Origin of the sequence: Streptomyces sp. (assembly GCF_050698815.1) — a bacterium.
Classification (GTDB): Bacteria; Actinomycetota; Actinomycetes; order Streptomycetales; family Streptomycetaceae; genus Streptomyces.
In genome coordinates, this window is the sequence record NZ_JBOHCV010000226.1 from 1 (window position 1) to 9,119 (window position 9,119).

General features: G+C 71.6%; 5 protein-coding genes. 2 read left to right on the forward strand and 3 right to left on the reverse strand.

Translation table 11 applies throughout. The features are described 5' to 3' along the window. Positions 1-228 precede the first annotated feature (228 nt). Entirely contained in the window at positions 229-1,893 is a 1,665-nt protein-coding gene (locus ACRDP3_RS08295) for an ABC-F family ATP-binding cassette domain-containing protein (RefSeq protein ID WP_431516199.1), read from the forward strand. 72 nt (positions 1,894-1,965) lie between these two features. Continuing rightward, positions 1,966-4,635, forward strand: coding sequence for a hypothetical protein (locus ACRDP3_RS08300; RefSeq protein ID WP_431516200.1), 2,670 nt, complete (start codon positions 1,966-1,968; stop codon positions 4,633-4,635). A gap of 83 nt (positions 4,636-4,718) precedes the next feature. Here ACRDP3_RS08300 and ACRDP3_RS08305 read toward each other — a convergent pair whose 3' ends face one another. The 3 genes from ACRDP3_RS08305 to ACRDP3_RS08315 form a co-directional block, all read right to left on the reverse strand. Further along, positions 4,719-7,166 (reverse strand): Tex family protein, encoded by a 2,448-nt coding sequence (locus ACRDP3_RS08305; RefSeq protein WP_431516201.1) that lies wholly within the window; start codon positions 7,164-7,166, stop codon positions 4,719-4,721. A gap of 90 nt (positions 7,167-7,256) precedes the next feature. Continuing rightward, on the reverse strand, positions 7,257-8,120 hold the full coding sequence (locus ACRDP3_RS08310; protein WP_431516202.1) for an SCO6745 family protein: 864 nt from the start codon (positions 8,118-8,120) through the stop codon (positions 7,257-7,259). Between the two features lie 53 nt (positions 8,121-8,173). Continuing rightward, positions 8,174-8,959, reverse strand: coding sequence for an enoyl-CoA hydratase/isomerase family protein (locus ACRDP3_RS08315; protein ID WP_431516203.1), 786 nt, complete (start codon positions 8,957-8,959; stop codon positions 8,174-8,176). Positions 8,960-9,119: the final 160 nt, after the last annotated feature.

A 9,119-nucleotide genomic window follows, 5' to 3' on the forward strand; every position in this document is an offset into this window, starting at 1 on the left:
GCCGTGACGCTGGCCGCCGCCGTCAACCCCGGCAGCGGCTGGCCCGAACCCTGGCGCGCGTTCCTGCGCGAGGTGCGCCGCCACGCCGTGCCCGACGTGCGGACCGCCGCCCTGGAGGTGGCGACCGGTCCGGGGGAATGACGGCCGGCACCGCCCGGCGGCCCCTCGCGTACGGGCCGGGGAAAATGCGCGCGACCATGACTCCTCGCCCCCGTACCATCTGCCCTTGTGTCCGCCACCCTCGTCACCAAAGCCCTCGCCGCCGGTCACGGCGACCGCTCCCTCTTCGCCGGGCTCGATCTCGTCGTCGCCCCCGGTGACGTGGTGGGTCTCGTCGGGGTGAACGGCGCGGGCAAGTCCACCCTGCTGCGGATGCTGGCCGGGCTGACGGAGCCGGAGGCGGGGACGGTACGGCTCGGTCCGCCGACCGCGACCGTCGGCTACCTGCCGCAGGAGCCCGAGCGGCGCACGGGGGAGACCGTGAGCGGGTTCCTGGCCCGGCGTACCGGAGTCGACGCGGCACAGACCGCGCTCGACGACAGCACCCGCGCACTGGAGCAGGGCCTTGCGGGGGCCGAGGACGCCTACGCCGTGGCGCTGGAGCGCTGGCTGTCCCTGGGCGCCGCCGACCTCGCGGAGCGGGCCGCCGAGGTCGCCGCGCAACTCGGCCTGGAAACAGGCCTGGACCGGCCGATGACCTCCCTCTCCGGCGGCCAGGCGGCCCGCGCCTCGCTCGCCTCCCTGCTGCTCAGCCGGTACGACGTCTTCCTGCTGGACGAGCCGACGAACGACCTCGACCTGGACGGACTGCACCGGCTCGAGTCCTTCGTGAGCGGCCTGCGGGCCGGGACGGTCCTGGTCAGCCACGACCGGGAGTTCCTGGCCCGCACCGTCCGCAGCGTGCTCGAACTCGACCTCGCCCAGCACCAGGTGCGCCACTACGGCGGCGGCTACCAGACCTACCTCGAGGAGCGCGAACGGGCGCGCCGGCACGCGCGCGAGGAGTACGAGGAGTACGCCGGAACCCGGGCGGGCCTGGAATCGCGGGCCCGCCTGCAGCGCGGCTGGATGGACAAGGGCGTACGCAACGCACGCCGGAAGATGCCCGACAACGACAAGATCGGACGCAACGTCCGGATCGAGGCGACGGAGAAGCAGGCCGCCAAGGCACGCCAGACGGAACGGATGATCGAGCGGCTCGAGGTGGTGGAGGAGCCCCGCAAGGAGTGGCAGCTGCGCATGGAGATCGCCGCCGCACCACGCTCCGGCTCGGTCGTGGCCACCCTGCGCGGCGCCGAGGTGCGGCGCGGCGCCTTCCGGCTGGGGCCGGTGGACATGCAGATCGACTGGCGCGACCGGGTCGCGGTCACCGGTCCGAACGGCGCGGGCAAGTCGACCCTGCTGGCCGCTCTGCTGGGACGGCTCGAACTCGACACGGGGGGCGCCTCGTTGGGGTCGGGCGTCGTGGTGGGGGAGATCGATCAGGCGCGGCGGTTCTTCCATGGTGAGGAGCCGCTGCTGGACGCCTTCCGCGGCGCCGCCGGTCTGGAGCCCGCGGAGGTACGCACACTGCTCGCCAAGTTCGGCCTGAGCGCCGGGCATGTGCTGCGCCCCGCGGTGACCCTGTCACCGGGGGAACGGACCCGGGCGGCGCTGGCGTTGCTGCAGGGGCGCGGGGTGAACCTGCTCGTGCTGGACGAGCCGACGAACCATCTGGACCTGGCCGCGATCGAGCAGCTGGAGTCGGCGCTGGCCTCCTACGAGGGCACGCTGCTGCTCGTCACGCACGACCGCCGGATGCTGGAGTCGGTGCGCACCACGCGGCGCCTGGAGGTGCTGGACGGCAGGGTGCGGGAAATCGACGCGCCGTCAAACTCCCTGCACAACAAGTGACTTGGCTCACTATAGTTGCTTCCCGGATTCGAGAGTGGATTCGAGACCGCATTCGGGAACGGGGGAGCGCGGGTGGAGAAGCAGCTGGACGCGGTGCTGGCACAGCTGGCGGTACGGGACCGGCTCCGCCGGCGACGGCTCCGGTTCGGGCGGCGGGCCGGCGGAGCCCTGGTCTTCCAGATAGAGGCCGCCGACGGTACGGCCGCGAAGTGGCCGGAGGAGTTCCGGCGCAAGTACCAGGGCGTACTGCCGGTCAACAGCCCGGGTGAGGTGTCGGCCGCGGAGCCGGAGGAGAAGCAGGTCGCCGACGAACTGCTCGCTCTCGCCCAGGGATGCGGATACGACGGCCGCCCGGCGTACCGGCTGCCACTGGTCTTTCCGCGCTTCGCGGCGGCCTTCGCCGCGTTCTACGCCTGGCGGCCCGTGCCGGAGCACACCGTCCCCGAACAGGTCGATGAGCTGGCCCACCTGGTCAAGCAGGCGATCGCCAAGGAACGCCGCCATGTGCTGCTCGGGTTACGCCGGCGGTTCCGGGGGCTGGACCCCCAGCAGTTCCCCCCGAACGTGAACTGGATGGTGGAACTCCTGCGCTGGGCGGTCGACGCCCTGCGCTTCCCGCATCTGAGAACGGTCGGCTGGTACCGCAGGACGCGCTTCCGCAGCCAAGGGCTGCAGACGCCGCGGGAGGTGTTCAGAGAGCTGCTCGCGTGGCGGGCCGAGCCCCCCGAGCGCAAGCAACTGCTGCTGGCAGAGGCACTGCTGGCGGACGTCGACGCGCACTACGGCTGGTTCCGGCGCCTCAACAGGGTCCGCCGTCCGGTCGTTCTGCTGCCGGAGGTGGACAGGTTTCCGGCGCGGCGGGCGATCCGGGACGCCCTGCTGACGGCGTACGACGGCGAATCCCGCAACCTCCGCGCCTACCCAGTCGTCGTCGCCACCTCGGCGCCGGACGCTGCCCCGTCCGCGCAGGCGACGAACGATCCGGTGCCGGCCGCCGAACTGATGGACGCGGTGCCGGCGTTGTTCCGCGAGCGCGTGAGCGCCGCCGAGGACCGGCGGCTGGGCAGGGACATTCCGTTGCCCGGACGCCTGCTGCGGGTGACGGCAGGGGCCGGAGCGTCGGCCGGCACCAAGGAGCGCCATGGCCGGCTGGGTCCCGTCACCGTGGCACTCCTCTGGCTGGCCGTTCTCGGCGCGGGCGGCTACGGCGGCTACTGGATCTTCGGGGACGAGCCCGAGAGCTGCGGCGCGGGCCTCGAGGTGCACGGCGGCGACTGCGTCGGCGTCTCGGACGGCACCGGGGTTTTCATGCCGCAGGTCGACGGCATGCGTGAGGTCTCCGCCCGGATAGCCGCCGAGAACAAGCGCGTCGCGGGGAAGAAGCATGCGACCGTCGCGCTGATGATCCCCATGGAGTCGGGCAACCCGGCCGTGCAGCGGCAGATGCTGAGTGAGGTGCAGGGGGCGTATCTGGCGCAGTTCCAGGCGAACAAGTCGGATTCGGCGAAGCCTCCCATCCGTCTCGTGCTCGCCAATCCGGGCCGCAACTACGGTCTGTGGCGGCACACGGTGAATCAGCTGGTGGCGCAGGAACCCGGTCTGCGCGTGATCGCGGGCTTCAATCTGAGCCTGAAGAACACCCAGGACGCGATGACCCATGTGACGAAGGACCTGGGTATCCCCGTCGTCGCCAGCCTGGTCACCTCGGCCGACTTCGCCAATCCGGAGGGCCGGGATCGGGCCAAGGACCCCTACCCGGGCCTGGCCCGGGTGGTCTCCACCAGCGAGGACCAGGCCCGTGCGCTGATCAACTTCGATCCGGGGCTGGCCACTGAGGAAACCGCGCTGATCGTCGACACCCGGCCGAAGGACAACTACAACAAGTCGCTGTGGACGGCGTTCACCGAAGCCAGAGGCGGCAGGGAGAAGGGCCGCGGTGTCCAGGACATGACGTTCCGGTCGCCCGGCCGTGAGCAGGCGGGCATCACGCCGAACGAATTCGAGGACGCGGCCCGGAACATCTGCCAGTCCAACGCCCGCGTCATCTACTTCGCCGGGCGGGCCTTCCACCTCGAGCTGTTCATCAAGAAGCTCGCCGACACCTACTGCGCCGACAAGAAGTCCTACACGGTCATCTCGGGATCCGACGCGACGACCGTCGACCAGCGCCTGGACCATTTCGAACGCGCGCTGCTGCGCGGCGACCCCGGGGCGGGGAAGCCGACGGTGTCCGTGCGGTACACGGCGCCCGCACACCCCCAGGCCTGGGACGCCGAGGTGAAGAAGTGGGAGAAGAAGGCGGAGCGGGACGGATCGAAGCCGAAGAAGTCGGACCGACCGCGCCATCTCGCCGAACCGCAGGAGGCGATGGCCCGGTTGCGCGAGAACATCGACGCCGCCGGGGAGATGGGTGACGTCAGTCTCGACGACGGCCGGACCATCGTCACCCACGACGTGGTCCTCACCGCGACCAAGGCCCTGGCGAAGGCCGTCACACTGAGCGGGAAAGAGGTCCCCTCGACCGAGCGGATCAAGCAGGACTTCGCCTCGCTGAACCTGGCCTCCCGGGTGCAGGGCGCCAGCGGCTGGATCTGTCTGACCAACGCGGGCAACCCGTACAACAAGCCGATGTCGGTGGTCCGGCTCGACCCGGCGGCCGACGAGCTGAAGTTCGAGGGCGTGGCCTGGCCCGAGGGCAGGGTGCCGCTGCGCAACTGCGCCGTGCCGCAGGTGAATCCCTAGGCGGACACGAGCGGACAGGCCTGGCGAGGGAAGGTGCGGCGTCGCCTGCCGGGCCGGACGGCCTGGCAAGCGACGCCGCACGCTCAGCGCTTCTTGTCCTTGCCCAGCAGGCCCGCCCGGCGCAGGGCGTCCGCCATCTCGCTGTTGGCGGGGGCCGCTTCACGGCGCTGCGGCGGCTTTCCCGCGTTGCCGCGGCCGTCCTGCCTGCCGCCGTCCCGCCTGCCGTTGCCCTGTTTGCCGTTGCCCTGCCGAGGTCGCGGCGTGCGGTCCGTGCCGCCCCCGCCACCTCGCCGACGGCCCGCACCGCCGCCGCCGTTGCCGGCCTCGGACGCGGCTCCCGGCGCGGACGACTCGTCCTCCAGGCGGAGCGTCAGTGAGATCCGCTTCCGCGCGACGTCGACCTCCCGCACCTTCACCCTGACGATGTCGCCCGGCTTGACCACGTCATGTGGGTCCTTCACGAAGGTCTTCGACATCGCCGAGACGTGCACCAGGCCGTCTTGGTGCACGCCCACGTCCACGAAGGCGCCGAAGGCAGCGACGTTCGTGACGACGCCCTCCAGGATCATCCCGGTCTCGAGATCGCCGAGCTTCTCGACACCCTCCTTGAAGGTGGCCGTCTTGAAGGCGGGCCGCGGGTCGCGCCCCGGCTTCTCCAGCTCCCGGAGGATGTCGGTGACGGTAGGCAGGCCGAAGGAGTCGTCGACGAAGTCCGCCGCATTGAGCGAGCGCAGCAGCGTGGTGTTGCCGACGAGGCCGGGCACGTCGGTGGCGGCGGTCCGCACCATCGTGCGGACGACCGGATAGGACTCCGGGTGCACGCTGGAGGCGTCCAGCGGGTCCTCGCCGTCCCGGATGCGCAGGAAGCCCGCGCACTGCTCGTACGCCTTCGGACCCAGCCGCGCCACGTCCTTCAGCTCCCGGCGGCTCTTGAACGGGCCGTTCCCGTCGCGGTGCGTCACGATGTTCTCGGCGAGCACCGAGCCGATGCCGGAGACCCGGGAGAGCAGCGGAGCGGACGCCGTGTTGACGTCGACACCCACACCGTTCACACAGTCCTCCACCACGGCGTCCAGCGACCGCGACAGCTTCACCTCGGACAGATCGTGCTGGTACTGGCCGACACCGATCGACTTCGGGTCGATCTTGACAAGTTCGGCGAGCGGGTCCTGCAGCCGCCGTGCGATGGAGACCGCTCCACGCAGCGAGACGTCCATATCGGGCAGCTCCTGCGAGGCGAAGGCCGACGCCGAGTACACGGAGGCTCCCGCCTCCGAGACCATCACCTTCGTCAGCTTCAGCTCGGGCTGCTTCGCGATCAGTTCGGCCGCCAGCTTGTCGGTCTCGCGGGACGCGGTGCCGTTGCCGATCGCGATCAGCTCGACGGAGTGCTCCTTCGCGAGGGCGGCCAGCTGCGCCAGCGCCTCGTCCCACCGCTTGTGCGGGGCATGCGGATAGACCGTGTCCGTCGCCGCGACCTTGCCCGTCGCGTCGACGACGGCGACCTTCACCCCTGTGCGCAGCCCCGGGTCCAGGCCCAGGGTGGCGCGGGTGCCGGCGGGGGCGGCGAGGAGCAGGTCACGCAGGTTCGCCGCGAAGACCCGCACCGCCTCGTCCTCGGCCGCCGTGCGCAGCCGGAGCCGCAGATCGAGGCCGAGGTGGACCAGGACGCGAGTGCGCCAGGCCCAGCGCACCGCCTCGGCCAGCCAGGCGTCGGCCGGCCGGCCCTCGTCGCGTACGCCGAAGTGGTGGGCGATGGAGCGCTCGTAGGAGCTGGGCGTGCCCTCGGTGCCGCCCTCGGGCGTCTCCTCGGGAATCAGCGCCAGGTCCAGAACCTCCTCCTTCTCGCCCCGCAGCATGGCCAGTACCCGGTGCGAGGGGAGCTCGGTGAAGCCCTCGGCGAAGTCGAAGTAGTCCTTGAACTTCGCGCCCTGCTCCTCCTTGCCCTCCCGTACCGTGGCCGCGAGCCGCCCTCGCGTCCACATCCGCTCCCGCAGCTCGCCGATCAGGTCGGCGTCCTCGCTGAACCGCTCGGCGAGGACCGCCCGGGCGCCCTCCAGTGCCGCCGCCGTGTCCGCGACACCCTTCTCGGCGTCGACGAAGGCGGCAGCCGCGGCGTGCGGCTCCACCCCCGGATCACCGAGCAGCCCCTCGGCCAGCGGTTCGAGCCCGGCCTCGCGCGCGATCTGTGCCTTGGTACGGCGCTTGGGCTTGAACGGCAGGTAGATGTCCTCCAGCCGCGCCTTGGACTCGGCGGCCCGGATCCGCCGCTCCAGCTCGGGCTCGAGCTTGCCCTGCGACCGTACGGACTCGAGGATCGCCTCGCGCCGCTCCGCCAACTCCCGCAGATAGCGCAGCCGCTCCTCCAGCGAGCGCAGCTGCGCGTCGTCGAGCATCTCGGTCGCTTCCTTGCGGTAGCGCGCGATGAACGGCACGGTCGACCCGCCGTCGAGCAGCTCGACGGCGGACTTGACCTGCCGCTCCCGTACGCCGAGTTCTTCGGCGATCCTGCCTTCGATGGTCGTCGTCACGATGGTTGGTTCCGCCTTCTCGGTGCTGGGTGTCCCCGGTGATCCTGCATTGTGGCAGGTGGCACCCGCATCCGGAGCTGCGCGGCCCGGTCAGTCCCGGCCGAAGAGGCCGTCCGGGAAGGCGCCCGCCGTCGCGACGGCCGCGGCGAAGCCCGAGGCCAGCTCCGTCAGCCGTGCCACGCCGGCTTCCCCGAGGTGTTCGTAGGGCGCGCTGTCCATCCGGTCGGTCTGGTACTCGAGCTCCTTGCGCAGCCGCGTGCCCTCCTCGGTGAGGTCGCCCTCCCGGTCCAGAAGGCCCCGCCCGCGCAGCCGGTCCTGGGCCGCCGCCCAGTCCTGCTCCTGGTAACCGCGGGTGCTCAGCACCCACTTGGGGGCCATGCCGCGACCGCTGGCGGTGTGGCTGGCCAGCGCCTCCAGCGGATCGAGACCGGCCGCCAGCAGGGCGGCTATGTGGGCGTCCCCGCGGTGCTCGCGCAGCAGGGTCGCGGCGTGCCAGTACGCGAGGTGCGGGGCGTCGGGGACGGGCAGGTCGGCGTTGGCGGCGTAGAGCGGACGTCCTGGCCGCGTGCAGCCCTCGGCGGCCCGCAGGGCCAGCTCGGCCGCCTCGGCCATCTCCGGGGAGCCGATGGCCTCCTCGCCCAGCAGGTCACGGAGCATCGTGTCCACCGCCCGCAGCCGGGCGGCGAGGACGGTGGCGGGGGAGGCGGACTCCCACAGTTCCGGCAGTATCCGGGCGATCAGCGTGTGGCTGAAGTTGTAGAAGGTCGCGGTGACGGTCCCGGCGCCCACCGCACCCAGCGGGGCCGCACGTCCGGCGAAGTAGATGGCTCGGGGGTCCTTGATGCCGTAGGGCGCGAGTTCCTTGCCCAGTGCGGGGGAGAAGTACACGGCGGAGTGGAGCGGGTTGACCATGTTGTGGCAGCGCCGGGCGGCGCGCTCGGGTAGTGACGTCATGCGGACACGTTACCGATAGGTAACGCTTTCGTGGCGAGTCGGGGCGCCGAATTTCACGGCGTCCAGCCGAACCGCGGGGCGCGGCGCTCCAGAAAGGCGGCGACACCCTCGGCGGCCTCGTCACTGGCCGCGGCCACCCGCTGCCAGTGCGCGATACGCGCCGCGTCGCCCCGACCGTCGGCGAACTCCTTCGCGGCCGACTGGGTCAGCTGCGAGCGGGCCGCCAGACCGCGGGCGAAGGCGTCCACCCGCGCGTCCAGGGCGTCGTCCGGATGCACCTCGTCCACCAGGCCGGTCCGCAGCGCCCGCTCAGTCCCGATCAACTCCCCCGAGAAGAGCAGATACTTGGTGGCCGCGGGACCGACGAGCCCGACCAGCCGCTGCGTCGAGGCGGCCGGGTAGACGATCCCCAGCTTCGCCGGTGTGACGCCGAAGAGCGCGCCCTGCGCGGCGAACCGCAGGTCGCAGGCGGCGGCGAGCTGGCAGCCGCCGCCCACACAATGCCCGCGCACGACGGCCAGCGTCGGTTTGGGAAAGGCGCTCAGCGCCTCCTCGGCGGCCAGCGCCAGGCCCTGCGAGGTCTGCGCGGACTCCCGCAGGGCTGCGATGTCGGCTCCCGCGCAGAAGGTTCCGTCCGCGCCGGTGAGGACGAGCGCCCGTACGGAGGCGTCCGCGGCGAGCCGCTCCAGCAGCACCGGCACCTCGCGCCACATCTGTGGGGTCATCGCGTTGCGCTTGGCCGGGTTCCGGATGGTGAGCGTGGCGACGCCGTCGGCCTGCTCGCTGAGCACACCGGGCGGTGCCTGCTGTGCGGACTGTGCTTGCTGTGCCGGGTCCATAGGTGCCGGATCGTATCCGGGGAGCGGTCGGCGCGGCGTGCGGCGGGGATGCCTGATCAGTCACAGAACCGGTGCGGCGCGTGCATCTTCTGTCAATTGCCATCGATAAGTGCCGACTTGCAGTCAGCGGAGCGGAGCACGCCCCTGGCATACCCACACT

Excerpts from the sequence above, each read along its gene's own strand:
- ACRDP3_RS08310 (WP_431516202.1), bottom strand. The coding sequence starts at position 8,120 with ATGACGTCACTACCCGAGCGCGCCGCCCGGCGCTGCCACAACATGGTC.
- ACRDP3_RS08315 (WP_431516203.1), bottom strand. The coding sequence starts at position 8,959 with ATGGACCCGGCACAGCAAGCACAGTCCGCACAGCAGGCACCGCCCGGT.